This window comes from Eikenella sp. NML99-0057, assembly GCF_001648535.1.
In the GTDB taxonomy this organism is placed as follows: Bacteria; Pseudomonadota; Gammaproteobacteria; order Burkholderiales; family Neisseriaceae; genus Eikenella; species Eikenella exigua.
In genome coordinates, this window is the sequence record NZ_LXST01000001.1 from 192,670 (window position 1) to 218,506 (window position 25,837).

The window sequence follows — 25,837 nt, forward strand, 5'->3', positions numbered from 1 at the left end:
AAAAATTTACTGTTTCTCAGGGAATACCGCTCGATAATATTCAGCTACAGGTGCATTCTCATCAATATTGATGCCTAATTCTTTCAGATATTGCTGCGCTGCGTGGCGGCTTTTTCTACCAAATTTGCTGTCTGCCTTTATTGCATAACCATGTGTGGCAAGGAACTGCTGGATTTGCCGTGCCTGTTCGGCTTCCGATAAGGCGGTGTCTGCCTCGGTCGGTACGGGCTGTCGACAGAAGGGAGCATACATTTGTGCGGTTTCGCTTTGGCATATCTGTTCTACCGCACTACCAAAAGAGATGTTGATTTTCGGTACATAATCTGCTGACGCGGCCCAGCCGTAGGCGCAGGCTGCCAGCCACAGGCCACCTGCCCAACGGGACATCAGCCTGAAGGCTTCGCGATTGCGTATCTGCTGATGGTAGGCAGCGGGAACTTTACGCCGCTGCCACCACACTGCCAACCTGCTGGGTAAGCTAATTAGTATGCCTGCAACGGCAGTATATATGGCAACGTTCAACGCGCTGAAAATTATTGTGCCTATTGGGTGCTGAGCCATGTTATCTTGCATATAAGCAATCATGGACAGTGTTTGCAGTGTCAGGAAGGGTACCCCAAAGAGCAGCCAAACACCTGCCGAATAAGCGGGCGAGACTTTGTCCATAATGCGGTTGAGCGCGACAGCCAGTGCATCCGACATTTCGCGGCTGATAAAGAATTGGCAGGCTTCCTGTACCATACGTCCGGTGTTTTGTACGGTGTCGGTACGATGGGCAGCAATGCGGCGCATGGCTTCGTCCAGCACGGGCTGCCCGGCATAGCGGTTGAAAAACAAAATGGCGCGTCTTTTATTCAAAAGGCCTTTTGTAGGGATTTTTTGGTTTAAGTATGCCAGCTCGTCTGCGAATAAATCATCAAAAATATGTGGCCGTAAGTAGGGATAGGGCGGGTTGGAAAAGGCATAGCAGGCGTATTGCCGCTGGTGTAGGGAGAAATCCAAACAGATAGCGGGGCTTTCACCGCGATAGGCTACCTGAAAGGCATTGGCACCTGTTTCGGCAGCAGATATGGTTTCAAAGGGGATTTTGGCGGTCAGAAATTTGGCGGTGGAGTGGCTCAAAAGGTCAGACAACACATTATAGGCAGGAATGGAGTCTGCATTTTCAAATTTGAACGTCAGTTTGGCGGCTGCTTCAGCATAAGTGTGGCGAATGCGGGTGAAAAAACCGTGTCCGTTGCATTCGCGGCAGCGCACCTTGCCGCGGCCCGAGCAGGTGCTGCAGGTGGTATGCCCGCTGCCGTGGCAGCCATAGCAGCTTTTGTACACTGTTTTGTTGCCGCGATAATTGCCTTTGTAGTCATATTCCGGCACCTGTTCGCTGCGTCGGCCCGACCCTCCGCACGAAGAACAGCTGTTATGCCCTCTGCCGCCGCACGATTTGCAGCGTACTTTGCCGCTGCCGCGGCAGGTGGTGCAGTATTCGCGCACGGAATAGCTTGGAAAACGGTGAAAAGAGTGTTTGTTGTCTGTCCAAGCCAGACCCTGCCCGTTTGCGTTGTGCAATTTGTTGGTAAAGCCAGCACGCAAATTGCGGTTGTTTGCCACTTCGTGCGCCAGCTGTGTGGTGTGGGCTTCGAAGGCAGCGGTATCCGAACCAAAATGTATTTCTGCTGCAGCATTACCCGCCGATTTTTGGTCGTCTGAGTCGGCATAAAACCGCCAATCGGCCAGGGCATGGATAATAAAATCCGTGCCGCTATGATTTTGCGGTACAACGTCTTCGGCGGTTGCCTGGTTTCCGTTTACCAGATTGCGGATTTGCAAAAGCAGGTTGCCGGCCAAATCCTGATAACATTCTTGGGCCATGGCAAAATTTTCCAAATAATTCGGTTATGTGGATTTCTGCACGATAGAGTAGGGTAGGCCTAGTTGTTTTAAAGGCTACCAGAAAGCAATGATTGTCAGCTTTCAGGTAGCCTTTGCCTATTTACTCCAGCTCCAGCACGGCGGAGGTATACACGTCTTGTACGTCGTCCAGTGCTTCCAGGGCGTCGATCAGGCGCTGCATTTTGGCGGCGTCTTCGCCGGTGAGCACGGTTTCGTTTTGGGCGCGCATGGTGACGTCGCCGTCTTCGGCTTTGAAACCGGCGGCTTCGAGGGCAGCTTTGATGCCGGCCCAGTCGTTGGGGGCGGTGATGACTTCAAACGAGCCGTCGTCGTGGGCAACGACGTCTTCGGCGCCGGCTTCGAGGGCGGCTTCCATCAGGGCATCTTCTTCGGTGTCGGGGCCGAACAGGAGGTAGCCTTGGTGTTTGAAGTTGAAGGCGACGCAGCCGTCGGTACCGAGGTTGCCGCCGTGTTTGCTGAAGGCGTGGCGCACGTCGGCCACGGTGCGGGTTTTGTTGTCGGTGAGGCAGTCCACCATCAGGGCGGCGCCGCCGATGCCGTAGCCTTCGTAGCGCAGTTCGATGTATTCCACGCCTTCGAGGTTGCCGGTGCCTTTGTCGATGGCGCGTTGGACGTTGTCTTTGGGCATGTTGGCGTCCCAGGCTTTGTCCATGGCCAGGCGCAGGCGGGGGTTGGAGGCGGGGTCGCCGCCGCCGAGGCGGGCGGCTACGGTGATTTCTTTGATCAGTTTGGTGAAGATTTTGCCGCGTTGGGCATCAACGCGGGCTTTTTTGTGTTGGATATTCGCCCATTTGCTATGGCCGGCCATATTGCTTTCCTTGTTTATCTGGTGGGATGACAAAGCGTGATTTTAGCATTTTCAGGTAGCGTGTTGAACAGCGGGGCGCGGGAGGAGGGGGTGGATGATTTTCAGGTAGCTTTTGTTGGGAATGGAGGCTACCTGAAAAACCAAACCGGCCATATAGACCGGTTTTGTATGATGGAAGCGGTATCACAGGCTCCACACATAATTGAGCCATTCGTTATCTTGCTTGGCGCCAAGGCGGGCATAGAAGCGCTGGCCGCCTTCGTTCCACGGGGCAACCGTCCATTTGATTTGCACGCAGTTGTGCTTTTGGGCTTCCTCTTTTAGCACAAGCATCAATTTTTCACCGATGTTCTGCCCGCGATAGGCTTCGTCTACATACAGTTCTTTGATATATACAGCAGGGCGGTTATGCAGGGTGTAGGGTAGGAAGTAGTACACAATCATGCCGACCAGCTTGTCGCCGTCGGTGGCCACAAAGCTGTAGAAATCGGGCGGATTTTTGCGGAAGCCGCTGTTCACCACCACTTCCGGGGTAATAGCGAAGTCGTTGATATATTTTTCGAATACGGCCAAGCCTTTCATCAGCTCCCACAGCTGCGGGGCATCGCTTTCTACGGCTTTACGGATGACGATACTCATGTTTTGCTCCTAGTTACAGTTAAAGGAAATCTCGTGTGTGAATATACGCCTATACAGAGGTAGGAGGCTACCTGAAAAATGGCATAGCGGTTTCAGGTAGTCTTTCGCCTAATCGGCCAGCTGGGCGAGCATTTGGGAAAAGGCCTGCTCAAACTGGGCTAGGCCGTCTTGCTGGAGCTTGGCGGCCAAGGCTTCGAGGTCAATGCCGAGGGCGGCGATTTCGTCCAGAATCGGCTGCGCGGGCGCAGCGGGGCGGGAAAGGGCATCGGCAGCGCGGCCGTGGTCGGTAAAGGCGTGCAGCACGGCATCGGGCAGGGTGTTGACGGTGTGCGGGGCAATCAGGTTGTCCACATACAGGGTGTCGGAGTAGGCGGGGTTTTTCACGCCGGTGCTGGCCCAGAGCAGGCGGGCGGTGGGTACGGTGCTGCTTGGTTGGCCGAAGAATTGCTGCCAGTCCCGATAGGCGGCCTGCGCCAGAGCCAGCGCGGTTTTGCCTTGCAGGTGCGGCGGCAGCTGCGGGTCGAGCGCGGTATCGATGCGGGAGATGAAAAAGCTGGCCACCAGTTGCGGCGCGGCCTGGCCTGTGCGTTGCGCCAAGCCTTGCTGATAGGCTTGGTAGGCGCGTACGGTTTGGGCGCGGGAGAACAGCAGGGTGAGGTTGATGTTGATGCCGTCGGCTACTAAGTCGGGCAGGGCGGCGAGGCCGGCATCGGTGGCGGGGATTTTAATCATGGCATTGGGGCGGCCGATCAGATTCCACAGGCGGCGCGCTTCGGCAATGGTGTCTTCGGTGTCGTGCGAGAGCGCTGGATCGCATTCGAGGCTCACTAGCCCGCTGTTGCCTTCGGCGGCAAACTGTGCGGCAAACACATCGCAGGCGGCCTGTACGTCGGCCACAGCCAGGGTTTCGTAGCGCGCCTTGGCAGAAAGCGGCTGCTGCTTTAATTGAGCGATTTCGGCTGTGTATAATGCATCGCCGGCCAGCGCTTGGCGGAAGATGGCCGGATTGGAGGTAACCCCGCTCACGCCGCTTTGCTGCAACTTAGCCAGCGTGCCGGAGTGCACGAGCGAACGGGAAAGGTTGTCGAGCCAAATTTGCTGGCCGAGCTGTTTGACTTCCTGCAAAATAGCCATATTTTGAGCCTCTGCTGAATGTGTAAATTTTGGAAACTACCTGATTCCGGCGGCCGCCGCAAGCCGGAATGAAGAAAGAAGAATGATGAGTGAACAACAATATCTCGCCCACGCCAGCGAAGTGCTGGCGATAGAAGCCGATGCGCTGCGCGCCCTGTCCGACTCGTTGGACGGCAGTTTTTCCCGCGCCTGCGAAGCCGTGCTGGCCTGCGAAGGCCGTGTGGTGGTGAGCGGCATCGGCAAGAGCGGACATATCGGGCGCAAAATCGCCGCCACACTGGCCTCTACCGGTACGCCTGCCTTTTTTGTGCATCCGGCCGAAGCCGCGCACGGTGATTTGGGCATGATTGTGGACGGCGACGTGGTGCTGGCCATTTCCAACTCTGGTGAGAGCGACGAAATCGCCGTGATCCTGCCCGCGCTCAAGCGTAAAAACATCACGCTGATCGGTATGACTGGCCGCCCCGAATCCACGTTGGCGCGCCATGCCGACATCCACCTCCCCGTGGCCGTGCCGCAGGAAGCCTGCCCGCTCGGCCTCGCGCCCACTAGCAGCACCACCGCTGCATTGGCTTTGGGCGACGCATTGGCCGTGGCGCTGTTGCGTGCCCGCTCTTTCACGCCCGATGATTTCGCCCTCAGCCATCCTGCTGGCAGCCTGGGCAAACGCCTGCTGCTGCAAGTGGCCGACGTGATGCACACGGGCGACGAACTGCCTGTGGTGCGCCCGGATACGCCTTTTGCCGACCTGATTGTGTGCATGAGTGAAAAAGGCTTGGGCATGGTGGCCGTGGCCGACGAGGCAGGCTACCTGAAAGGCATTTTTACCGACGGCGATTTGCGCCGCCTGTTCCAGCAGCAGCGCGACCTCTCCGGCCTCACCGCCCAAGCTGTGATGGGTGAGCATCCGAAAACCATCACGCCGAATCGGCTGGCCACCGAGGCGCTGAAAACCATGCAGCAAAACCGCGTGAACGGCTTGCCGGTATGCGATGAGGCGGGCAGGCTGTTGGGCGCGCTGAATATGCACGATTTGCTCAAAGCGCGGATTGTGTAGGCGCGCCGGGTGGTTGCCATAAAGGCTACCTGAAAACCGAAGCTAAGTTTTCAGGTAGCCTTTATCTTTGGAAAAATTCGATGAAACAACAAACTATTTCTTATGCCGCGCCGCTGTTGGTGTTGGGCTGCGTGGTGTTCGGGCTGGGCAGCCTGATTGTGAAATTTGTGCAGGTGGGCTCGTATGCGGTGGCATTTTGGCGGCTAGCAGTGGCGGCAGTGGTGTTTTGGCTGCTGATGCGCCATTTCGGGCAGAAGCCGCCGCAGAGCCGTCGGGCGTTGCGCTTTGCTGCATTGGCGGGGGTGTTTCTGGCTATCGATTTGGCGTTGTGGCACGAGAGCATCCATGCGGTGGGGCCGGGCATTTCTACGCTGCTCAACAGTTTGCAGATTTTTTTCTTGTCGGCCATCGGCGTGATTTTTTACGGCGAACGCTTGGGCAAGTTGCAGCTGGCGAGCCTGCTGTTGGCGGTGGCCGGGGTGGCGCTTATCGGCAGCCCGGAGTTCGGGCACAACGGCAAGGCAGTGTGGGGGTTTGTGAGCGGTACGGCTTCGGGGGCGATGCTGGCGCTGTCGATGGTGTTTGTGCGCAAAACGCATGAGGCGGAGCGGGTGGCGCTGTTTCCGATGATGATGGTGCTCAGCGCGGGCGGGGCGTTGGCATTGGTGGTGCCGGTGCTATTGCTCGACAGCGGGGCGCTGTATCCGGCCGGCTGGCGCGATGTGGGGCTGGTGCTGGTGTATGGCGTGGTGATGCAGTGTTTTGCTTGGGGTTTGATTGCTTATGCGATTCCGCTGCTGTCGCTCTCGCTTACCGGGCTGCTGTTGCTTTCCGAGCCGGTGGCGGCGCTGCTGATTGATTATTTTCTGCTGAGCAAGCCGATTAACGGCTGGCAGTGGGTTGGCGCGGCACTGACTTTGGCGGCGATTTATTTGGGTTCGCTGAAGAAAAACACGGCTTGAGGCTACCTGAAAATGAATGTGGCGTGTTTCTGCGAAGTAAAACCCGCTTGACCAATTAAAGCTATATTCCTGCCGATGCGTGGCATTTGGTTTTCAGATAGCCTTGTTTTATAGCGTATGTGTAGTGTTTTATTGCTTTAAATTTTGGTTTGAATAAATAAAATTGCCAATATTTGGCGATGCGGTGCTTGACCGAACGGAGGCGATTCTTTACGATTGCTTGCAAAATCGTTGTTGATGTAAGTTGCGGCGGCCGCTGAGCTTTGGCAAATGGCCGCCATTCACATTTTAAGAGGTATTCAAACGTGTCTAATCCGCAAAATCCCAAGCGCGAAACCTTCTCCAGCCGGCGGGCGTTTATGTTTGCCGCCATCGGCTCGGCGGTGGGTTTGGGCAATATCTGGCGCTTTCCCTATGTGGCGTATAAAAACGGCGGCGGGGCATTTATCCTGCCGTATTTGGTGGCGCTGCTCACGGCGGGCATCCCGCTTTTGTTTCTCGATTATGCGGTCGGCCACCGCTATCGCGGCTCGCCGCCTTTGGCTTTCCGCCGCCTCGACCGCCGGTTTGAAACCATCGGCTGGTGGAATGTGTTGGTAAACGTGCTCATCGGGCTTTACTACGCGGTAATTTTGGGTTGGGCGGCCAGCTATACCTATTATTCGCTCAATGCGGCCTGGGGCGCGAATCTTGCCGATTTCTTCTTCAAAGACTATTTGCAGATGGCTTCGGATGTGTCGGCGCAGATGCAGTTTGTGGCGCAGGTAACCGTGCCGCTGGTGTTGGTGTGGCTGGCTACGCTGCTGATTTTGGCCTTCGGCGTGCAAAAAGGCGTGGCGCGCGCGTCCACTTTCTTTATGCCGCTGTTGGTGGTGATGTTTGTGCTCTTGGTGGGGATTGCGCTGTTTTTGCCGGGCGCGGCCAAGGGTTTGGACGTGTTGTTTACCCCGGATTGGAGCAAGCTGGCCAGCTCGGAAGTGTGGGTGGCGGCCTATGGGCAGATTTTCTTCTCGCTCTCGGTGTGCTTCGGCATCATGATTACTTATTCTTCCTACATGAAGCGTGATTCAGACTTAACCGGCACGGGCATGGTGGTGGCATTTGCCAACAGCAGCTTCGAATTGCTGGCCGGTATCGGCGTGTTTGCCGCGCTGGGCTTTATTGCCACGGCCAACGGGCAGCAGGTGGGCGATGTGGCCGCCGGCGGCATCGGCCTAGCCTTTATCGCGTTTCCCACCATCATCAACCAGGCGCCGGCCGGTGCGCTGATCGGCCTGCTGTTTTTCGGCTCGCTGGTGTTTGCTGGGCTCACTTCGCTGATTTCCGTGCTGGAAGTGGTGATTGCAGCGGTGCAGGACAAACTGAAAACCGGCCGCGTGGCTGCCACCTTGGCGGTTGGCGTACCGATGATGACGGCTTCCGTGTTGCTGTTCGGCACCACTACTGGCCTGCCGGTGTTGGATGTGCTGGATAAATTTGTGAATACCTACGGCATCGTGGCCGCCGGCTTTCTGTATGTGCTGTGCGTGGTGCTGAGCCGCCATCTGGGCGTACTCTCCCGCCATATCAACAAAACCTCTTCGCTGAAAGTGGGCAAAACCTGGCTGCTGTTTGTGGGCGCGGTAACGCCCCTGGTGTTGGGCGCCATGCTCTTCACCGACACGCGCTCGCTGCTCACCGAAGGCTATGGCGGCTACCCGGCCTGGTTTGTGAACATCTACGGCTGGGGCACGGCCATCGGGGTGGTGGTGTTTGCCTTCCTGCTCTCCCTCCTGCCGTGGAAACACGAAGACAAACTGCAAGAACCCCCTATTGAAACCGAAGGAGACGAACAATGAGCACGATTGCGATTGTGATGATGGTGGTGGCGCTGGTGGTGATCTGGGGTGGCTTGATTGTGTCGATCATGCGGCTGCCGGAAGACCACGGCAGCGGGCAGGAGTAAGCAGCCGATTGTGAACAAAGGCTACCTGAAAGGTTCAGGTAGCCTTTTTTAGTTTTCAGGTAGCCTCACTGCAAGTAGACATTAAGTTCGGCCAATCTGCATCAAGGCTACCTGAAACCTTTCAGGTAGCCTGATAAGCAGGGCGGGAACAGCACCGAAGTGGTAAAATCCAGCCTTCGGTTTTTAGTATGGAAACGGGCAAAAACGGCCCGCAATCAGGAAAGTTTGACAGATATGACAGAACAAATAACGCGCGAGAATATGCAATATGACGTGGTGATCGTGGGCGCGGGCGTGGCCGGGCTGTCGGCGGCGATACGGCTCAAGCAGCTCTCGGCCGAGGCAGGCAGCGACATCAGCGTGTGCGTGGTGGAAAAAGGCTCAGAAGTGGGCGCGCATATTTTGTCTGGCGCGGTGTTCACTCCCAAGGTGCTGAACGAGTTGCTGCCCGATTGGCGCGAGCGCGGTGCGCCGCTCAAGCAGCCGGTAAAAGGCGAGCGGCTGCTTTTCCTCACGCGCCAATCCGCGCTGCGGCTGCCCCTGCCGCCCAGTTTCCACAATCAGGGCAACTACATCATCAGCTTGGGCGTGTTGTGCCGCTGGTTGGCGGAGCAGGCTGAAGGTTTGGGTGTGGAGATTTACCCCGGCTTTGCTGCTGCCGAAGTGTTGTACCGGGCAAACGGCAGCGTGAAAGGCATTGCCACCGGCGATATGGGCATTGGCAAAGACGGCCAGCCCACCGATGCCTACCAGCCCGGCATGGAGCTGTGGGGGCGGCAGACGGTGTTTGCCGAAGGCTGCCGCGGTTCGCTGTCCGAACAGCTGATTGCCAAGTTCCAATTAGACCGCCACAGCCAGCCACAAACCTACGGCCTGGGCGTGAAGGAAATTTGGGAAGTGCGGCCCGAACAGTCGCAGCCCGGCAACGTGATGCACACCGTGGGCTGGCCGCTGGATGCCCGCACCTATGGCGGCTCCTTCCTCTACCACTTGGCCGATAATAAAGTGGCCGTCGGCTTCGTGGTGGGGCTGGACTATCAAAACCCCTACCTCTCGCCGTTTGAAGAGTTTCAACGGTTTAAAACCCACCCCGCTATCCGTCCCGTGTTTGAAGGCGGGCGGCGTATTGCCTATGGCGCGCGCGCTCTCACCGAGGGCGGTTTGCAGAGCCTGCCCAAGCTCACTTTCCCCGGCGGCGTGCTGGTGGGCGATGCGGCGGGTTTCCTCAATGTGCCCAGCATCAAGGGCGCGCATACCGCCATGAAATCGGCCATGCTGGCCGCCGAAGCCGTGTTTGGCGTACTGCAAAACAATGCGGCGGAAGAGGGCGCCGAAGCTGCGGCCTATGCTGAAGCCTTCCGCCAATCCTGGCTGTACGACGAGCTCTACCGCGCCCGTAATATCCGCCCCGCCTTTAAATGGGGCTTCTGGCCGGCCATGGGGCTCAATGCGCTGGATGTGTATCTGTTCCGCGGCCGCGCTCCGTGGACCATCGGCCATCACGGCAGCGACCGTGCCAGCCTGAAGCCTGCCGATGCGTGCCGCCCCATTGAATATCCCAAACCGGACGGTCAAGTGTCGTTCGACCGCGCCAGCAGCGTGTATCTGGCCAACACCCATCACGAAGAAAACCAGCCGCCGCACCTGAAGCTCGCCAGCGAACAGACTGCTATCGAGGTGGGTTACCGCCGCTTCGCTGCTACCGAAACGCGCTACTGCCCCGCCGGCGTGTATGAAATTGTGCAGGAAAACGGTGAACCGCGCCTGCAAATCCATGCTGCCGACTGTATCCACTGCAAAACTTGCGACATCAAAGATCCCGCCGCCAACATCACTTGGAGCTGCCCTGAAGGCGGCGGAGGACCGAATTACGGCGAGATGTAGCGGCCGGTAAGTTTCAGGTAGCCTTTTTTTGATGAGTTTGGCAGGAAGCAGCGGATTGGGCGATTTGATTTTCAAGTAGCCTTCATGGCGCCGCTCGGCAGAACTATGCCGATATTCCTTATACACAGAGTAGATAGCTATTCGCTGATATCGGCACCATACCCACTAAGTGTTCGACGTTCTGTTCAATAGGTTTCAAAACCCAATTAGGTTGAACAAACAGGCTACCTGAAGCTTCACACACCAAGCAGGCAAAAGCAAACTCCCCAACCTTGCCGGTTGGGGAGTTTTAATACTGGCGGAGTAGGAGGGATTCGAACCCTCGATACAGGTTTTAGCCCATATGCACCCTTAGCAGGGGTGTGCCTTCAGCCTCTCAGCCACTACTCCGTGTTCGGAACGGCGGATAATATAGGAAGCGTGCCTAAAAGGCAAGATATTTTGTACCCGGGGCGGGTGTTTGGGTTTGATGGATTTGAAGTGTAAAGATTTTTAGCTGACAGAATAGCAGGCAGTTTGCAACGGATAAGCAGCATAAATGTACCAATGGCTTACCGCTTCATCGCTGTTTGCTATAATGTGCAAAGAAATGTTTTGTTCATTTAACGTACTACTGCGTTTGGGAATGGCTTGTGCCGACAAGCAAATTTTTCAGCCGCAACGGATAAATCAATATGAAACGATTGGGTTTTAAGCTGAGCAGCGGTATCGGCAGGGCGCTGTCGCACAAAATCAAACAGACGCAGCGCCTGTCGCGCAAAACGGCGGCGGTGATTTTGCTGTTGATGGGAGCTGCTTTGGTGTCGCTGGTATCGCTGGGCTTTGCCAAATTGGCGGATTATGCGCTGCATTTGAATGCCAAGTGGTCGCAGCAATATCCGCTGGCAGCATTTGCGGTGCTGCCGATATCGCTGATGCTGATTGTGTGGTTCACGCGCCGGTATGCACCTTATACGGCGGGCAGCGGGATTCCGCAGGTGTTGGCCACGCTTTCGATGCCGAAAGTGAAGGGAGGCAACCGTTTGGTGGCTTTGTGGCGCACGGCTTTAAAAATACCGCTCACGTTTTTAGGCATGTTGGCCGGTGCATCCATCGGGCGCGAAGGGCCTTCGGTACAGGTGGGGGCCGCAGTGATGCTGGCCTGGGGTTCTTGGTGCAAACGCTACAATTTGGCATTCAAACGCTTGCAGGACAAGGAATTGCTGGCGGCAGGCGCGGCTGGCGGTTTGGCGGCGGCATTCAATGCGCCGCTGGCCGGGGTGATTTTTGCGATTGAAGAGCTGGGGCGTTCGGTGTCGCTGCATTGGGAGCGGCAGATTTTTATTGGCGTGCTGGCTTCGGGCTTTTTTTTGGTGGCGATTGAGGGCAACAGCACCTATTTTCAAGGCTTTAACGCCGGGCAAACGGCGGAGCATATGTTGCGCTGGGCCTTGCTTTGTGCTGCGGTGTGCGGCGTGGCAGGCGGGCTGTTTGCGCGTTTTTTAAGCAAGGGTGCAACTTGGCTGGCGCTGCCGAAATGGCGCAACTGGATGCGCCGGCACCCGATTTGGCTGGCGGGCGTGTTCGGCTTGATGCTGGCCGCCTTGGGCGTACTGTTTAACGGGAAAACCTACGGCACGGGCTATGATGTGGCGGCAGCCGCGCTGCACGGGCAGACAGATTTGGCCTACGGCTTGGCCGGAGCGAAGTGGGCAGCCACGGTGTTTTCCTATTGGGCGGGCATTCCGGGCGGGATTTTCACGCCTTCGCTGGCCATCGGTGCGCTCTTGGGCGTGCACATTGCCCAAGTTGCCGGCGCGGAAGCACCGGTGGCGATTTTAGCCTTGCTGTGCATGGCTGCGTTTTTAGCAGCGGCCACGCAGGCGCCGCTCACGGCCAGCGTGGTGGTGATGGAAATGACGGGCAGCCAGTCGCTGCTGTTTTGGATGTTGGTGTCGTCGATTGCGGCTTCGGTGATTGCCCGCCAGTTTTGCCCGCAGCCGTTTTATCATTTCGCGGCAGGTCGTTTCCGCCAGCGCGTGCGCGAGGAGTTGCAGCGGGAAGAGGAAGCGCGGTTGGCGGAAGGAGCGACAAAGTAATGGAAAAGGCTACCTGAAAATACTTTTCAGGTAGCCTTTCAGCCTCAAGCAGCTGTTTTAGCGCTGATTGTAAATACCGTGGTCGTAGCCTACGCAGAAGGCTGTACCATTCGCTCCTTTGCCTGTTCGGGTGCCGGTATAAAAGCATCGGTCGTTTCTCACACCATGTACCGCCTGACATGCGTTCATGGCCTGTTCGGCCGCTACTACATCATTGTCGTTGATGGCAAGGAATAGATCGTTGATTGAACGAGGATTATCCGTGGCTTTCACCAGTACTGCGCAAGTATTGCTGAAGGTGGCAAACACTTGGCAATTAGAAGAAACGCATTGCTTCTGTGCTTCTTCAACTGCTCTTTCTTCAGAAAGGTATCCGCCCGGCCAGCTTACCCCTCTGTTGTTAAAGTCCCAAGCCAAAGCCATCCAATACGGCGTGGCGCGAAAACGGGCGATACGTGCTTGCACCTTTGCCTCGCGCTGCTGCCAGGCGCGTATTTCGGCGGCGGTGGGGCCGCGGTTGATCGGCTGTTGCCGTGTGGCATTGCGCTCGCGTTGTATCCGATCTGCTTCTGACTGCATGATGCCATTAAAGTTGTGCCATTGCTGCGAGCCAACCGGATAGGGGTTGGCATATGCCAAGCCCGCACTGCCCAATAGCACTGCCGCCAATACGCCCGCTGCCGTGTTCATCATTGATTGCTTCATCTTGCCGCTCCTGTTTGGAAAGGGGAATAAGGGTATTGCCGATGATTGGATTGTAACAAAAAACAAGATATTGTAAACATCTATCCCGCTGCTTGAAGGCTACCTGAAAACAGGGGCATGTCGGGCATTGATGCCGGATTATGTGTTTGTATCTGTAAAGTGTCGGACACCAATGCCCGATCTGCGGGCTACCATTTTCTGCAGGGTGGCTAAAGCCCACCCTGCACATGTATCGATTTTTCTGTGTGTTGGCTATTGCCTTTAGTTGGCAAAGGGCTACCTGAAAATGGGAAGATATGTTTTTCAGGTAGCCTTTGTTTGTGTTGGAAGAGGCTACCTGAAAAATGCTGCAGCAAAAAAAGCCACCCGATTGAATGTGTCGGGCGGCTGCTTCTCTAGCTGTTTTGTTGTGGCTTATTTGCCGGCTTTCAAAATGCGGCGGATGAAAATAAGCATACCGCCAATGAAGAAGGCCAGGCCGAGGAATTCGCCTGTGGTGTCCCAGTTTTCGAGGTTCAGCGCCAGTGGGGAGTCTGAGCCGCCGCTGGTAACAGACAGGGCAATAATCAGAGCCATAATCACGCCGATCAAGCTCTCGCCCACAATCAGGCCGGCGGCAAACAGGGTGCCTACGCGTTCGGCATCTTTCTGTTTGGCCTCATCTTTGCCGATATGGCGTTTCAGGAAGGCAGCCATGATGGCACCGATGGCAATCGGCATATTGATGGCCGGCGGCAGGTAGATGCCCATGCCCACGGCCAGGGTGGGCAGCATCAGTTTGGAGCCGCTGCGTTTGAATATTTCGTTGATGATGATGAGTACCACACCAATACCGATACCGGTGAGGATGTAGTTCCATTGCAGCGAGTGCGAGAAGATGGCTTTGGCGATGGTGGTCATCAGCGTGGCCTGCGGGGCAGCCAGAGCTTGGCTCGGATCCATATCCGGGCGCGGCATGGCGCCGGTGAAACCGTAGGCAGCGTAAAGCAGCTCAAGCACAGAAGATACCACAAATGCACCCACCACACAGCCGATAATCAGCGCCACTTCCTGCCGCCACGGGGTGGCTTTAATCAGGTAGCCGGTTTTCAGGTCTTGCAGGTTATCGTTGGAGATGGAGGCCACGGCTACTACGGCGGAGCCGCAGAATAGGGTGAGCGCCACCAGGAAATTGCGTGTACCTTCATCGGCAAACAGGTTATTGGCACTACCGACACCCAGCAACACCAGTGAAATGGCCACCACGGAGATGATGCCGATGCCGGAAATCGGGCTGGAAGAAGAGCCTACCAAGCCGGCCATATAGCCGCAGGCGGCTGCCACCAGGAAACCGATAACGAAGGCCAGCAGGGTGCAGACCACTACCAGCAGCCAAGCCGTGCCTGTGGGCAGGTTGGCATCAGCCACGAAGTGGTAGAAGGAAAAGCCCAATAGCAGCATCATACCCAGTGCGTAGGCAATCATGGCTTTGGGCGACAAGTCTTGCTCAACGCGTTCCAGTGCAGCGCCCTCGCCGCCTCTGATGGCACGGAACGACATTTTCATGCCTTCGAGGGTGGGTTTGAGCAGGGTAATCAGTGTCCAGATAGCAGCAATACCGATGGTGCCCGCGCCGATAAAGCGCACTTTTTCTTTCCACAGCTGCATGGCGAAAGCGACCATTTCCATATCGGCTGGCTGCGGATTGGTAGCAGAGAAATAGGGGATGGCGATGCCCCAGGCAATCGCAATGCCCACCAGCATGGCAATACCGCTGGCCAAACCAACCAAATAGCCAGCACCGAGCAATGCCAATGAGAAGCCCATCGGGATTTGGAAAATAGATGCGCCGGCTTTGAACCATAGGCTGGCGCTGTCGGCCACTACGCGCAGGCCGTTGCTGGCGAAACTGAAAATGCCGGAAATCACGCCACCGGTAACGATTTCGCCGATACCACTGTCAGCCTTTTGCGCGGTGTCGGCATTTTCTTCGCCCACCACGCCGTCGCCGCTGCCGACTTTCAAAATCTCAGCCGCAGCCACGCCTTCGGGATAGGGCAAATCGCTTTTCACCACCATGGCATAGCGCAGCGGGATGGTGAAAATTACCCCCAAAATACCGCCGGCCATACACAGCAGAGTGGTTTGCCAAAACGGGAAACCTGTCCAATAGCCGCTCATCAAGAGGCCGGGCAGGATGAAGATCACGGAAGAGAGCGTACCCGCGGCAGAAGCCTGGGTTTGCACCATGTTGTTTTCAAGGATATTGCTGCCTTTGGCGAACTTCAAAATTGCCATAGAAATCACAGCAGCTGGAATAGAAGAGGCGAAAGTGAGACCAACTTTCAGCCCCAAATAAATATTGGAAGCGGTGAACACAACTGTGATCAATGCACCCAATATCATGCCGCGCAGGGTAAGCTCCCTGTAGTTGGCATAAGGGTCGTGAGTTGAGATAGACATAATCTTTACCTTCGGTTGGAATGAGGTTGCATTTTTTTTCGATATTCCGATTATGTCAATAGGAAATTAGCAAATGTAAATAATTATTTACAATTTACTAAAAAATAACAGAAAAGAAGTTATACATGATTATTTGAAATATTTTGATAATAGATTGAATTAATTATATATAATAAAATAATATCATGGTATGAAAAATCATTAATCAGGAAATGCTTGTTGTGCGTTAATTTATATTTAACGTAAACTTACATATGGATATAGGGATATATGGTAGAGATGGGGAAAGTAGAAGAGATATTTTGAGCAGAAAGAGCAGCAGATGCCGGCTAATTGTTTGATAGGGTTATATGCGGACAAGAGAGAGAAAGGCTACCTGAAAATTTCAGGTAGCCTGATTAATAGCGGGCGTTTACAGCACCGATTTCACGGCATTGACAACATTTTCCACGGTAAAGCCGAATTCTTTAAATAGCACATTGGCAGGAGCGGATTCGCCGAAGCGGTTGATGCCGACCACTGCGCCGTTCAGGCCGACGTATTTGTACCAGCCGTCGGCGTGTCCGGCTTCTACGGCAATGCGCGGTAGGTCTTCGGGCAGGACGGCGGCTTTATAGGCGGCATCTTGGCGGTCGAACACGTTGGTGGACGGCATGGAGACGACACGCACAGCGATGTTTTGCGCGGCGAGGGCTTTTTGCGCTTCCAGAGCCAGCCCGACTTCGGAACCTGTGGCAATGATGACGGCTTGGGCGTTACCTTGGGCTTCGCTGATGACGTAGCCGCCGCGTTTGATGTCGTTCAGTTGTTGTTCGTTGCGCGCTTGGAATTTCAGGTTTTGACGGCTGAAAATCAGGCTGGACGGGTGGTCTTCGGCTTTTACCGCTTCCGCCCATGCGACCAAGGATTCGGCGGTGTCGCACGGGCGCCATACGTCCATATTCGGAATCAGGCGCAGGGTGGCGGTTTGCTCAATGGGTTGGTGGGTCGGGCCGTCTTCGCCGAGACCGATGGAATCGTGGGTGAAGACGAAGACAGGGTTGATTTTCATCAGCGCCGCCATACGCAAGGCATTGCGCTCGTATTCGCTGAACATCAGGAAAGTCGCGCCAAACGGTTTAATGCCGCCGTGCAGGGCAAGGCCGTTCATGATTGCGCCCATGCCGAACTCGCGCACGCCGTAGTGGATGTAGTTGCCGCCTTTGTCGCGGGTAACGGAGACGCTGTTAGACCAGTCGGTCAGGTTGGACGGGGTCAGGTCGGCAGAACCGCCTACCAGTTCGGGCAACTCTTTAGCCAAAATTTCAATGCTGTTTTGGCTGGCTTTACGGGTGGCGATGGTTTCGGCTTTGGCGCACACGTCTTGCAAGGCCGTCTGAATATAGGCATCGAAGTTTTCAGGTAGCCTGTGTTCCATGCGGCGCACGAATTCTGCGGCTTCGGCGGGATATTGGGCTTGGTATTGCGCGAACAGTTCGTTCCATTCGGCTTCCAGTTTCGCACCTTGCTCTTTCGCGCTCCATGCGGCGTAGATTTCTTGCGGGATTTCAAAGGCGGGATAAGTCCAGCCCAGATGTTTGCGCGTGGCTTCGATTTCGTCCGCGCCCAAAGGTGCGCCGTGGGTTTTGTGGCTGCCTTCTTTGTTGGCGCTGCCTTTGCCGATTAAGGTTTTGCAGCAGATGAGGGACGGTTTGCCGGTTTCGGCGCGGGCGGCTTCGATGGCGGCTTGAATGGCGGCGGTGTCGTGGCCGTTTACGTTGGGAACGACGTGCCAGCCGTAGCTTTCAAAGCGTTGCGGGATGTTTTCGGTAAACCAGCCGTCCACTTTGCCGTCGATGGAAATATTGTTGTCATCATATAAAACAATCAGTTTGCCCAAGCCCAGGGTGCCGGCGAGCGAACAGGCTTCGTGCGATACGCCTTCCATCAGGCAGCCGTCGCCCATGAAGACGTAGGTGTAGTGATCGACGATGTTCAAACCGTCTTTATTAAACTCAGCGGCAAGGATTTTTTCGGCCAATGCCATGCCCACTGCGTTGGCAATGCCTTGTCCCAGCGGGCCGGTGGTGGTTTCCACGCCGTCGGTGTAGCCGTATTCGGGGTGGCCTGGGGTTTTGCTGTGCAGTTGGCGGAAGTTTTTTAGGTCTTCGATGCTCAGGTTGTAGCCGGTCAGGTGCAGCAGGCTGTACAACAGCATGGACGCGTGGCCGTTGGAGAGGATGAAGCGGTCGCGGTTGTAGAATTTGGGGTTGGCAGGGTTGTGGTGCAGGAATTTTGTCCACAATACTTCAGCCATTTCCGCCATACCCATAGGCGCGCCGGGGTGGCCGGAGTTGGCTTTCTGGATGGCATCGGCGGAGAGGAAGCGGATGGCGTTGGCAAGTTGGGAGGGCATAGTGTTTCCTAAATGATTGGTTTAGATAGAGTAATGAGGCTACCTGAAAATTACCCGGCAAGCGAAAACGGCGCAAATTATCGCACTTTTACGCAGTGCGTTCAAAACATCAGGCGAACAGCTTTTCCAGTGCGGCCTCAATATCGCGGCGCACCACGGCTTTGCTGCAGTTGCTGTTGATAACCGCATAGCGCTCGGGTGCGGCGGCGGCGCGCTCTAGGTAGCTTTGTCGCACACGGGTGAAGAAATCGGATTTTTCCTGCTCGAAGCGGTCTTTGTGGCGGCTGCGTTCGATGCGTGCCAAGGAAATTTCCAACGGCACGTCGAGCAGGATGGTGAGGCTGGGGCGCAGGCTGCCCTGCACCCATTGTTCGAGCTGGGCAATATCGGCTTCTGGCAGGCCGCGGCCGCCGCCTTGGTAGGCGAAGGTGGCATCGGTGAAGCGGTCGGACACCACGGAGACGCCGCGCTCCAGAGCGGGCAGGATAACACTTTCGATATGCTGGGCGCGGGCGGCAAACATGAGCAGGGTTTCGGCACGCAGGCAGGCCTGGGTTTGCGGGCTGAGCAGCAGGCGGCGCAAGGCTTCGCCCAAGGGTGTGCCGCCGGGCTCGCGGGTGAACAAGACGGGGCGCCCTTGTGCGGCAAACCATTCGCGGATTACGGCCAGCTGGGTGGTTTTGCCGGCGCCATCGATGCCGTCGAGGGTGATGAAATGGGCGGAGGTCATTTTCAGGTAGCCTTTTGCTTTAGTGTTGCTGTTGGTTTGGCTGATCGGGCGTTTCACTTTCAGGCGCGGCCTCGCTTTCGATATTGAGGTGTTTGCGCAATACGAAGGCTTGGGCGGCGAGGAAGATACCCATCAGGATGAGCTGGCCGTAGCTTTTGAAGTGGATAAACAGGTTTTTGGCCTGCTCGGAGGCGTCGTAGTGGTAGAGGCCGAACCAGTAGTGCAGAGCGGCGAGCAGGAGGAAGAAGGCGGCCCAGGCGTAGGTGAGGCGTTGCCAGCCTTGCGGGCTGAAGCGGAATACGTCTTTGGCCACGGGCTGCATCAGGGGTTTGCCGATAAGGGCGCTTACGGCCAGGGCGAGGGCGAAGCTGAGGTTGATGATGGGGGTTTTCCAGCGCAGATAGAGGTCGTCGCGCAGGAGGATGGTGGCGCCGCAGAAGAGGATGGTGAGCACGAGCACCACCCATTGCTGTTTGGTGAGCCGCCATTTTTGCCGCACGAGGTGGATGCCGTACACAATCAGGGTGGCGGCCAATACGGCGGCAGCGCCGGCCAAGAGGCCGAATTTCTTGGAGGCGATGAAAAAGGCGAGGAGGGGGAGGAGGTCGAGCAGGGCGGTCATGTTACGGTCTTTTCAAAATATAGCGGCGGACGTTGGCGTTGTGTTCGTCTAATGTGCGGCTGAATTCGCTTTTGCCGGTATTGTCCATGCGGGAGACGAAGTAGAGGTAGTCGGCGCCGCTGGGGTGGGCGGCGGCTTGGAGGGCGGCTTCGCCGGGCAGGGCGATGGGGGTGGGGGGCAGGCCGTCGCGGGTGTAGGTGTTGTAGGGGGTGTCGCGCTGGAGGTCGGCGCGGCGGATGCGGCCGTTATAGGCGCTGCCCATGCCGTAAATCACGGTGGGGTCGGTTTGCAGGCGCATGCCTTGGTTGAGGCGGTTGACGAATACGGCGGCCACGTTGGCGCGGTCTTCTTCGTGGGCGGTTTCTTTTTCGATGATGCTGGCCATGGTGAGCAGCTCGTAGGGGTTTTTATACGGCAAATTGCCGGCACGGTCGCTCCAAGCGGATTGCAGCTGGCTTTGCATACGGCGGTAGGCAAGGCGGTAGATTTGCAAATCGCTGCTGTCGTAGTCGATTTCGTAGCTGTCGGGGAAGAAGCGGCCTTCGGGATGTTGCACGTCGGCATCGGAGGCGATGGCGGCGAGGAGTTGGCGGTCGCTCCAGCCGGCGGTGTCGTGGCGGATGTCGGCGGTTTGGTTGATGAGACGGCGCATTTGGGCAAAACGCATGCCTTCGATAATGCGTACGGTGATGGTGTCGGGGCGGCCGTTTTTCAGGTGGCGCAGGATTTGCCAGGAGGAGGCGCGGGGCTGGAGGCGGTAGTTGCCGGGCAGGAGCTGTTTGTGGGTGCCGGTGAGGTAGGCGGCGGCCACGAACACCCAGCGGCTGTAGATGGCATCGTTGGCGGCCAGCGTGCGGCTCACGCTGCCGATGCCGCTGCCACGCTCCACGCGCAGGCGTTGGCTGTGGGTGTCTTTGGGGGCGAAGAGCAGGCCGGCAAATAGGGCGGCGGCCAGCAGGATAAGGGCAAGCAGGGAATAGAGGATTTTTTTCAGCATGGGTTTCGGTGTGGCCGATTAAAGGGCGGCAGTATAGCCCAGGGCGGGGCGGATGCGAAGCGGCGCGGTTGATTTGGAGGGCGGGCAAAGGCTACCTGAAACTGCTTTGTTTGTTTTTCAGGTAGCCTTGTTGCGGTTTGCAGGCCGAACTTTACTCTTCTTCTTTACCAAACCAGCGTTGCCAGCCTTCGCGGATTGGTGGGGCGATTTTCAGCAGATACACCAACACCACAATATTGCCTGCCGCCACGATGAGGTAAAGCAGGTTGATGCTGTCGAACAGCCATAGAAGGATGGCGGAGAGCAGGGCGGCGGCCACCATGAAGAGGCCGTTGATGATGTTGTTGGCGGCGATGGCGTGAGCACGGAATTCTTCGCTGCTGGCGGTTTGCAACCAGGTGTAGAGCGGCACGGAGAAAAAGCCGCCGCAGAAGCCGAGCAACACGATGCAGAGCATCACGGCATAGGCATCGCCGCGCAACAGGAAGCTGCCGATGCCGCTGTATTCGTGATAGTGCGTGCCATGCACGAGGGAAACGAGCAGCAGGCCGAATATGGCCATGCCCACCGTACCCACGGCCACCCAGCCGAGATTGAGCCGGCGGTGACTGAGTTTGGCGCACAGCACGGAGCCGCTGCCGATGCCGATGGAAAACAGGGTGAGCATCAGGTTGAACACATTGTCGTTGCCGCCCAGGTGCAGCTTGGTGAAGGTGGGCAGCTGGGTGGTGTACACCGCGCCGATAAACCAAAACCAGGAAATGCCGATGATGGCGGCGTAGATTTCGCGGTTGGCAAAGGCTTGTTTCAGAATGGCTTTGGAGTTGCGCACAATGTGCCAGTCGATTTTTGCTTCCGGGGTTTTCGGCGCCACGCGCGGCATAAACAGGCTGGAGGCGAGACCGCCGGCAGCAATGATGAGCAGGAAAACGGATACCGTGGTGCCGCCGATACCGGCCAGAATAGTGCCCAAAATCTGGCCGAACAGGATGGCGAGAAACGTGCCGCCTTCCACCAGGCTGTTGCCCACAATCAGCTCGTGTTCGTCCAAATAATCGGGCAATACGGCGTATTTGAGCGGGCCGAACAGCGTGGAATGCAGGCCCATCAGGAAAATGCAGAGCAGCAAAAGCAGCAGCGACTGGCTGAGGAAGCCCACCGTGGCCAGCAGCATAATCAGCACTTCGGCCACCTTCACCGCCACCGCCATGCGGCTGCGGTCGAACTTGTTGCACAGCTGGCCGGAGAGGGCGGAAAACAGGAAGAAGGGCAACACAAACAGAAGCGCACTCACGTTAATCATTTGTGCCGGCTCGATGAAGCCGTTTTTGCCCAAACCATAAAAGCTGATCATGGTGGCCAGCGCGATTTTGAACAGGTTGTCGTTGAGTGCGCCGAGGAATTGGGTGCCGAACAGCGGGGCAAAGCGGCGCGATACGGCAAATTTGAAGCCTGGATTCATGGTTTGTCCTGCGGGGGTGGGGAGTCGGGATGGACGGAATCGTCGTCCATCAGAATGCGGTGGGCGGGGCCTTCCAAATCGTCAAACTGGCCGTTGTGGCCGGACCACCAAAAGAAATAGCCGATTACGAAGGCTAGCACGATGCTGATGGGAATCAAGATAAACACGCTGTCCATCAAAGGTTTCCTTCCAAATCGGTGAGCAGCAGGGTGTGGCCGCCGAGGCGCAGGTATTGCTGGCGGATATCGGCCGCCAGGCCGCCTTCGGCATCATACAGGGCAATGCCCTCGCCATGCGGCTGCCAAACCAGCAGCTGGCCGGCCAGGGCTTCCAATGCACGGGCAGGCGCGGCATCTTCCGGCGGCAACGCGGCTGCGTGCGCTTGAATCATGGCGCTGCCGGAGATGGGCTCATCGTCGTTGTCGGCAATGAGCACGAGGAAACCGAGCAGGGTGCCGTTGGGAGTGCTGAGGGTGAATTGGCGCATTTTCAGGTAGCCTTTTATTTCAGGTAGCCTTAGTTGAGTGTGTTATTTGCTGTTGAGCAGCCAATATTGCAGGCCGACCAAGGTTTTGCCGTCTTGAATCTGGTTGTTGGCAATGGCTTCCCGCACGGCTTGGCGCGAGAGCAATACGGTTTCGACAAATTCGTCTTGGTCGGGCTTGCGGGTGCTGGTGGGCGTGATGCCTTCGGCGAGGTAGAGATACATTTTCTCGTCGCAGAAGCCTGGGGCGGTGTAGAAGGTATGCAGTAGGCGCACGGATTGGGCGCGGTAGGGGGTTTCTTCTTCCAGTTCGCGCGCGGCGCATACGGCCGGATCCTCGCCGGCATCGAGTTTGCCGGCGGGCAGCTCGAGCAGGGCTTGGCCGGTAGCATATCGCCATTGGCGCACCAGCACCACTTCGTCTGCTTCGGTAACGGCCAGCACACAGGCGGCGCCGGGGTGGCGGATAACAATGCGGTAGTTTTGGTTGCCGTTGGGCAGGCGCACAGTATCGCGGGCAATGGTAACGAATTTGCCGTCGAAAATCGGTTCGGAAGAGAGTTGGGTTTCGGTGAGGTTCATTGCAGTGGGGTGAGGCTACCTGAAATTTTCAGGTAGCCTTTTCTAGAAACAGATTATTGGGAAACGTAGCCGCGCAGTTCTTTGGCCTTGTTGCGGGCCTCGGTGGCGGTGCATTCGAGGCGGGCGAGCTGGCCGTTGTTGCCGCCGCCGGCCTGTTGGGCGGCTTGGGCACATTTGGCTGCGCTGCTGGCGGCCCAGGATTGGTAGTCTTGACCGATGATGTCTTTCACATCGGCAGGCACGCTCTGCCACACATTGCGCAATTCCTGCTGGGCGGCTTGGGCACGCTGGGTGGCTTCAGTGAGCTGGTTGCCGGTGAAAGTTTCGGCTTCCTGCTTGAGGGTGGGGATGCGCTGCTGCAGCTCGCGGGTGTCGCATTCGATACGCAGTGCTTCTTGCTCTAGCGGATCGGTGGAATCGGCCTTGCTTTGGTAGGTACATTGGCTCACCCGCAGACGTGCCCATTGGCTTTGCGCGTCTTTGAGCGCGGTTTGGACGGCGTCGGGCAGTGCTTGCCAAGTCTTATTCAGGTTTTCTTGCGCCTGTTTGTTTTCGGTGCGCAAAAGTTCGATACGGGCTTGCAGACGGTTTTGGTCGAGCGTGTTTAGCTCTTGCTGGCGGGTTTCCTCGGCTGCGGATTTCTGGCGGATTTCGGCTACTTGTTTGGCCAAATCGGGGGCGGTGAGGTAGAAGGACAGGGGCGGCTGCAGGCCGGAGGAGGCGGTTTTGCTGTCTACGTTGATAACGAGTTTGTCGCCGCTGTCGGTTTGGCTGACGGTGTAGTTGAGCGGGCGAATGTAGCCGCCTTGGCCGTCGGGTTTGAGGGTGGGGTCGCCGGCGGTCATCATTTCGTTGTATTCGATGCCGTCGCTTTCATTGATCTCCATGTAGTCGGAAATGCTTTGTTTCAGGCGGGCTTGGGCTTCCGGTTTGGGGGCAAAGCGCAGGGTGGCTTCGCAGGCAAGTTGTTTGTTGTCTTCGGAAGCGGCTTGGGTGGTGCGGATGTCGGTGATTTCGAAGCCGAGCTGGTCGAGTGCGGCCTGGATTTCGGCGGCACCAACCTGTGGGGCGGGCAGTTCGCTGTCGCTAGGCGGGAAGGCAGTAGCCTGAATTTGGGCTTTGAGCTGTTCGAGCGCTTCGGGTGCTTGGCAGCTGAGGGCGGCCGGTTTGGCTTCTTCTTTGCCGCAGGCAGCCAGCGAGGCAGCGATCAGGAGGGCGAGGACGGGTTTAATCAGGGGGTTCATGTTTGGATTCCTTGATTAGGAGATGGATAACAGTATTCTAACCCGCCATGGTGAGCGATGGCGGGAAATTTTGGTTTTGCAGCGAAAGCACTTTACTTCCTGCTGCTGCGGCTTGCCACTTATACTGTTGGCAGCTTGCTGCTTGGTAGAGAGAAGCATTACTTGGCTATAACTGAAGCTGTAGTTTTTCAGGTAGCCTGTGTTTGGTTTGGCGGTAAATGCTACCTGAGAGTTTGCGGCATGCTGGTGCTATTGCAGCAGCAACCTGAAGCGGATGCCGATTTTGCGCCATTGGGCGGCATCATCGGCCAGTGCGCCGGCGGTGAGGAGGTTGTCTTCCGGCCATTGACGGCTAATGGCGAGGGTGTAGTTTTTGTTTTCGTAGCTCAGTCGGGTGCCTGCGGGCAGGGTGTGTGGCAGGCGGGCGCGGCAGAACAGTACGGCCAGGCGCAGGGCGGCCACGGCAAGCCACATGGTGGGGCTGATAGGCAGCTCGGCCATTTTTTTTAAATCGCCGCGCTGGCCGAGCACCAGGGTGGCGAGGATTTGCTGCTCTTGGCGGGAAAATCCGGGCATGTCGGCTTGCTCGAGGATGTAGGCGGAGTGCTTATGATAGGCAGTGTAGGCAATGTCGGTGCCGATTTCGTGCACGAGGGCGGCCCAGCGCAGGTATTGTTGCCAATAGTGGCGCTCTTTTTCGGATTCGCGTTCGGCGAGCATGTTGAAGAACTGGGCGGCGAGGGTGGCCACGCGTTGGGCTTGGTTTTGGCTGACGTGGTAGCGCTGTTGGAAATGGGCGATGGTTTGCTCACGCATGTCTTCGTTGAGCTGGCGGCCGATGAGGTCGTAGAATACGCCGTCGCGTAGGGCGGCGTCGGTTACGGTCATGCTGTCGATATCGAGCTCGGCAAATACGGCGTTCATCATGGCCAGCCCACCAGCGAATACTTCGATGCGGTCGGCTTTCATGCCTTCGAATTTGGCTTTTTTGGTGCTGCCGGCTTCAATCAGACGGGTGGCAATTTTTTGTAGGGCGGCGGGAGTGATGCGGTTGTCTTCGGGATTGGCGGCGGCAATGAGGTCGCGCAGGGTGCGGGCGGTGCCGGAAGTGCCCACGGCCAGCTGCCAGCCGGTGCTTTTCAACAGCTTGGCAATGCGTTGGATTTCGCTGCGGGCGGTGTTGACGGCTAGCTTGAAGGATTCGGCGGATACTTTGCCTTTGGGGAAGAAACGCAGGCTGTAGCTTACGCAGCCGAGATTGAGGCTTTCGGTGATGTCGGGCTGCAGGCGGCTGCCGATTACGAATTCGGTGGAGCCGCCGCCAATATCAACCACCAGCATCTGCCCGCTGCCGGGTGGCAGGGTGTGGATGACGCCGGTGTAGATAAGGCGGGCTTCTTCGCGCCCGGCGATGATTTCGATGGGAAAGCCCAAGGCGGCTTCGGCGCGGGGCATGAAGGGAGCGATATTTTTGGCCACGCGGAAGGTGTTGGTGGCCACGGCGCGCACCTGCTCGGGCGGAAAGCCGCGTAGGCGCTCGTGGAATTTGGCCAGACAGGCTAGTGCCCGCTCTTGGGCGGCTTGGTCGAGTTGTTTGTGTTCGTCCAGCCCGGCGGCAAAGCGCACCATATCTTTGATGGAATCAACGATTTGCAGCTGCCCGTTGTGGTTGGTGCAGATTTGCAGGCGGAAACTGTTGGAGCCGAGGTCTACCGCGGCCAGCATATTGGCGGGAATGGTCATATTGCTTGTGTTG

22 protein-coding genes and 1 tRNA gene are annotated in these 25,837 nt (G+C 57.0%); 6 read left to right on the forward strand and 17 right to left on the reverse strand.

What is annotated here, in order from left to right; all coding sequences use genetic code 11:
* Nucleotides 1–6: 6 nt before the first annotated feature.
* The 4 genes from A7Q03_RS00925 to tal form a co-directional block, all read right to left on the reverse strand.
* Nucleotides 7–1,869 (reverse strand): hypothetical protein, encoded by a 1,863-nt coding sequence (locus tag A7Q03_RS00925; protein ID WP_067446536.1) that lies wholly within the window; start codon nt 1,867–1,869, stop codon nt 7–9.
* A 121-nt stretch (nt 1,870–1,990) separates the two neighbouring features.
* Nucleotides 1,991–2,719: a YebC/PmpR family DNA-binding transcriptional regulator gene (locus A7Q03_RS00930; protein WP_067446538.1), complete on the reverse strand. Its 729-nt coding sequence runs from the start codon at nt 2,717–2,719 to the stop codon at nt 1,991–1,993.
* A 183-nt stretch (nt 2,720–2,902) separates the two neighbouring features.
* Nucleotides 2,903–3,358: a GNAT family N-acetyltransferase gene (locus tag A7Q03_RS00935; protein ID WP_067446542.1), complete on the reverse strand. Its 456-nt coding sequence runs from the start codon at nt 3,356–3,358 to the stop codon at nt 2,903–2,905.
* A gap of 108 nt (nt 3,359–3,466) precedes the next feature.
* Nucleotides 3,467–4,492 carry a transaldolase gene (gene tal, locus A7Q03_RS00940; RefSeq protein ID WP_067446544.1) on the reverse strand — a complete coding sequence of 342 codons (1,026 nt, stop codon included), beginning with the start codon at nt 4,490–4,492 and terminating at the stop codon, nt 3,467–3,469.
* A gap of 82 nt (nt 4,493–4,574) precedes the next feature.
* Between tal and A7Q03_RS00945 the strand changes: the two genes are divergently transcribed.
* From A7Q03_RS00945 to A7Q03_RS00960, 5 genes are all read left to right on the forward strand, one after another.
* Nucleotides 4,575–5,549 carry an SIS domain-containing protein gene (locus A7Q03_RS00945; protein WP_067446547.1) on the forward strand — a complete coding sequence of 325 codons (975 nt, stop codon included), beginning with the start codon at nt 4,575–4,577 and terminating at the stop codon, nt 5,547–5,549.
* Between the two features lie 80 nt (nt 5,550–5,629).
* A complete protein-coding gene (locus A7Q03_RS00950; protein WP_067446550.1) occupies nt 5,630–6,511 on the forward strand; it encodes a DMT family transporter in 882 nt (293 codons plus the stop codon).
* Between the two features lie 305 nt (nt 6,512–6,816).
* A complete protein-coding gene (locus A7Q03_RS00955; protein ID WP_067446553.1) occupies nt 6,817–8,349 on the forward strand; it encodes a sodium-dependent transporter in 1,533 nt (510 codons plus the stop codon).
* On the forward strand, nt 8,346–8,456 hold the full coding sequence (locus A7Q03_RS09630) for a methionine/alanine import family NSS transporter small subunit (protein ID WP_035580098.1): 111 nt from the start codon (nt 8,346–8,348) through the stop codon (nt 8,454–8,456). Before A7Q03_RS00955 ends, A7Q03_RS09630 begins: the two co-directional genes overlap by 4 nt.
* 234 nt (nt 8,457–8,690) lie before the next feature.
* The gene (locus tag A7Q03_RS00960; RefSeq protein ID WP_067446556.1) at nt 8,691–10,340 is read left to right on the forward strand and encodes an electron transfer flavoprotein-ubiquinone oxidoreductase; all 1,650 of its coding nucleotides are present in this window, start codon (nt 8,691–8,693) and stop codon (nt 10,338–10,340) included.
* A gap of 296 nt (nt 10,341–10,636) precedes the next feature.
* On the opposite strand, the gene A7Q03_RS00965 is transcribed toward A7Q03_RS00960, so the two are convergent.
* Nucleotides 10,637–10,730: transfer RNA gene (locus A7Q03_RS00965), tRNA-Ser, on the reverse strand.
* A gap of 284 nt (nt 10,731–11,014) precedes the next feature.
* On the opposite strand from A7Q03_RS00965, the gene A7Q03_RS00970 reads away from it, so the two are divergent.
* Nucleotides 11,015–12,418, forward strand: a complete 1,404-nt coding sequence (locus A7Q03_RS00970) for a chloride channel protein (protein WP_067446559.1) — start codon at nt 11,015–11,017, stop codon at nt 12,416–12,418.
* 57 nt (nt 12,419–12,475) lie between these two features.
* On the opposite strand, the gene A7Q03_RS00975 is transcribed toward A7Q03_RS00970, so the two are convergent.
* The 12 genes from A7Q03_RS00975 to ppx form a co-directional block, all read right to left on the reverse strand.
* A complete protein-coding gene (locus A7Q03_RS00975) occupies nt 12,476–13,123 on the reverse strand; it encodes a DUF4189 domain-containing protein (RefSeq protein ID WP_082880635.1) in 648 nt (215 codons plus the stop codon).
* A gap of 414 nt (nt 13,124–13,537) precedes the next feature.
* Nucleotides 13,538–15,565 (reverse strand): OPT family oligopeptide transporter, encoded by a 2,028-nt coding sequence (locus A7Q03_RS00980; protein ID WP_067446564.1) that lies wholly within the window; start codon nt 15,563–15,565, stop codon nt 13,538–13,540.
* Nucleotides 15,566–15,977: 412 nt separating this feature from the next.
* A complete protein-coding gene (gene tkt / locus A7Q03_RS00985) occupies nt 15,978–17,960 on the reverse strand; it encodes a transketolase (protein WP_067446567.1) in 1,983 nt (660 codons plus the stop codon).
* A gap of 109 nt (nt 17,961–18,069) precedes the next feature.
* Nucleotides 18,070–18,690 carry a dTMP kinase gene (gene tmk, locus A7Q03_RS00990; RefSeq protein ID WP_067447337.1) on the reverse strand — a complete coding sequence of 207 codons (621 nt, stop codon included), beginning with the start codon at nt 18,688–18,690 and terminating at the stop codon, nt 18,070–18,072.
* Nucleotides 18,691–18,709: 19 nt separating this feature from the next.
* Complete coding sequence (locus A7Q03_RS00995; protein WP_067446570.1) at nt 18,710–19,312, reverse strand: inner membrane-spanning protein YciB; 603 nt, start codon at nt 19,310–19,312, stop codon at nt 18,710–18,712.
* A gap of 1 nt (nt 19,313) precedes the next feature.
* Nucleotides 19,314–20,309, reverse strand: coding sequence for an endolytic transglycosylase MltG (gene mltG / locus A7Q03_RS01000; RefSeq protein ID WP_064084722.1), 996 nt, complete (start codon nt 20,307–20,309; stop codon nt 19,314–19,316).
* Nucleotides 20,310–20,460: 151 nt separating this feature from the next.
* Nucleotides 20,461–21,771, reverse strand: a complete 1,311-nt coding sequence (locus tag A7Q03_RS01005) for an MFS transporter (RefSeq protein ID WP_067446573.1) — start codon at nt 21,769–21,771, stop codon at nt 20,461–20,463.
* On the reverse strand, nt 21,768–21,947 hold the full coding sequence (gene ccoS / locus A7Q03_RS01010) for a cbb3-type cytochrome oxidase assembly protein CcoS (RefSeq protein WP_003822854.1): 180 nt from the start codon (nt 21,945–21,947) through the stop codon (nt 21,768–21,770). Before ccoS ends, A7Q03_RS01005 begins: the two co-directional genes overlap by 4 nt.
* Nucleotides 21,947–22,258, reverse strand: coding sequence for a hypothetical protein (locus tag A7Q03_RS01015; RefSeq protein WP_067446576.1), 312 nt, complete (start codon nt 22,256–22,258; stop codon nt 21,947–21,949). Before A7Q03_RS01015 ends, ccoS begins: the two co-directional genes overlap by 1 nt.
* A 42-nt stretch (nt 22,259–22,300) precedes the next feature.
* On the reverse strand, nt 22,301–22,837 hold the full coding sequence (locus tag A7Q03_RS01020; protein WP_067446579.1) for an NUDIX hydrolase: 537 nt from the start codon (nt 22,835–22,837) through the stop codon (nt 22,301–22,303).
* Between the two features lie 53 nt (nt 22,838–22,890).
* A complete protein-coding gene (locus A7Q03_RS01025) occupies nt 22,891–24,081 on the reverse strand; it encodes a lysozyme inhibitor LprI family protein (protein WP_067446582.1) in 1,191 nt (396 codons plus the stop codon).
* Nucleotides 24,082–24,330: 249 nt separating this feature from the next.
* Nucleotides 24,331–25,824 (reverse strand): exopolyphosphatase, encoded by a 1,494-nt coding sequence (gene ppx, locus A7Q03_RS01030; RefSeq protein WP_067446585.1) that lies wholly within the window; start codon nt 25,822–25,824, stop codon nt 24,331–24,333.
* Between the last annotated feature and the right edge of the window lie 13 nt (nt 25,825–25,837).

Bases quoted from the DNA above. Each gene is read 5' to 3' on its own strand.
- tal (WP_067446544.1), bottom strand. From the start codon at position 4,492: ATGGCTATTTTGCAGGAAGTCAAACAGCTCGGCCAGCAAATTTGGCTC.
- A7Q03_RS00970 (WP_067446559.1), top strand. From the start codon at position 11,015: ATGAAACGATTGGGTTTTAAGCTGAGCAGCGGTATCGGCAGGGCGCTG.
- ccoS (WP_003822854.1), bottom strand. From the start codon at position 21,947: ATGGACAGCGTGTTTATCTTGATTCCCATCAGCATCGTGCTAGCCTTC.
- A7Q03_RS00960 (WP_067446556.1), top strand. From the start codon at position 8,691: ATGACAGAACAAATAACGCGCGAGAATATGCAATATGACGTGGTGATC.
- A7Q03_RS00975 (WP_082880635.1), bottom strand. From the start codon at position 13,123: ATGAAGCAATCAATGATGAACACGGCAGCGGGCGTATTGGCGGCAGTG.
- A7Q03_RS00945 (WP_067446547.1), top strand. From the start codon at position 4,575: ATGATGAGTGAACAACAATATCTCGCCCACGCCAGCGAAGTGCTGGCG.
- ppx (WP_067446585.1), bottom strand. From the start codon at position 25,824: ATGACCATTCCCGCCAATATGCTGGCCGCGGTAGACCTCGGCTCCAAC.
- A7Q03_RS00950 (WP_067446550.1), top strand. From the start codon at position 5,630: ATGAAACAACAAACTATTTCTTATGCCGCGCCGCTGTTGGTGTTGGGC.
- A7Q03_RS09630 (WP_035580098.1), top strand. From the start codon at position 8,346: ATGAGCACGATTGCGATTGTGATGATGGTGGTGGCGCTGGTGGTGATC.
- A7Q03_RS01005 (WP_067446573.1), bottom strand. From the start codon at position 21,771: ATGAATCCAGGCTTCAAATTTGCCGTATCGCGCCGCTTTGCCCCGCTG.
- A7Q03_RS01025 (WP_067446582.1), bottom strand. From the start codon at position 24,081: ATGAACCCCCTGATTAAACCCGTCCTCGCCCTCCTGATCGCTGCCTCG.
- A7Q03_RS00925 (WP_067446536.1), bottom strand. From the start codon at position 1,869: ATGGCCCAAGAATGTTATCAGGATTTGGCCGGCAACCTGCTTTTGCAA.
- A7Q03_RS01015 (WP_067446576.1), bottom strand. From the start codon at position 22,258: ATGCGCCAATTCACCCTCAGCACTCCCAACGGCACCCTGCTCGGTTTC.
- tkt (WP_067446567.1), bottom strand. From the start codon at position 17,960: ATGCCCTCCCAACTTGCCAACGCCATCCGCTTCCTCTCCGCCGATGCC.
- A7Q03_RS00995 (WP_067446570.1), bottom strand. From the start codon at position 19,312: ATGACCGCCCTGCTCGACCTCCTCCCCCTCCTCGCCTTTTTCATCGCC.
- A7Q03_RS01020 (WP_067446579.1), bottom strand. From the start codon at position 22,837: ATGAACCTCACCGAAACCCAACTCTCTTCCGAACCGATTTTCGACGGC.
- A7Q03_RS00930 (WP_067446538.1), bottom strand. From the start codon at position 2,719: ATGGCCGGCCATAGCAAATGGGCGAATATCCAACACAAAAAAGCCCGC.
- tmk (WP_067447337.1), bottom strand. From the start codon at position 18,690: ATGACCTCCGCCCATTTCATCACCCTCGACGGCATCGATGGCGCCGGC.
- A7Q03_RS00980 (WP_067446564.1), bottom strand. From the start codon at position 15,565: ATGTCTATCTCAACTCACGACCCTTATGCCAACTACAGGGAGCTTACC.
- mltG (WP_064084722.1), bottom strand. From the start codon at position 20,309: ATGCTGAAAAAAATCCTCTATTCCCTGCTTGCCCTTATCCTGCTGGCC.
- A7Q03_RS00935 (WP_067446542.1), bottom strand. From the start codon at position 3,358: ATGAGTATCGTCATCCGTAAAGCCGTAGAAAGCGATGCCCCGCAGCTG.